1 protein-coding gene is annotated in these 645 nt (G+C 47.0%); it reads left to right on the top strand.

The features are described 5' to 3' along the window. A partial coding sequence (locus R8O10_RS25735; RefSeq protein WP_318192028.1) for a sigma-54 dependent transcriptional regulator occupies positions 1 to 645 on the top strand: 645 nt, incomplete at both ends.

Below are 645 nucleotides of genomic sequence, written 5' to 3'. Positions count from 1 at the left end.
TGCACGCCGTTAAAAAGAGTCATCCAGATGTGCCGATCATTTTCATGACGGCTCATGGCTCTATCGATACAGCGGTAGAAGCGATGCGTCATGGCTCTCAAGACTTTTTGATCAAACCGTGTGAAGCAGACCGTCTGCGTGTTACGGTCAACAACGCAATTCGCAAAGCAACTAAGCTAAAAAATGAAGCAGATAATCCGGGTAATCAGAATTACCAAGGTTTTATCGGCAGCAGCCAAACCATGCAGCAGGTCTATCGCACCATTGACTCTGCCGCTAGCAGTAAAGCGAGTATCTTTATTACTGGTGAAAGTGGTACGGGTAAAGAGGTATGCGCAGAAGCCATCCACGCTGCAAGCAAACGTGGTGATAAGCCGTTTATTGCCATCAACTGTGCAGCCCTACCTAAAGACTTAATTGAAAGTGAACTATTTGGTCACGTAAAAGGGGCATTTACTGGTGCGGCAAATGACCGTCAAGGTGCCGCTGAGTTAGCCGATGGTGGCACGTTGTTCCTCGATGAATTGTGTGAAATGGATTTGGACCTACAAACCAGATTATTGCGATTCATCCAAACCGGTACGTTCCAGAAAGTGGGCTCTTCAAAAATGAAGAGTGTGGATGTGCGTTTCGTTTGGGCGACCA

The sequence above is a fragment of the Vibrio sp. 1727 genome (genome assembly GCF_033344415.1).
Classification (GTDB): Bacteria; Pseudomonadota; Gammaproteobacteria; order Enterobacterales; family Vibrionaceae; genus Vibrio; species Vibrio alginolyticus.
The sequence above is the reverse complement of the archived record's forward strand: the minus strand, read 5'-3'. Positions and strand labels throughout refer to the sequence as shown.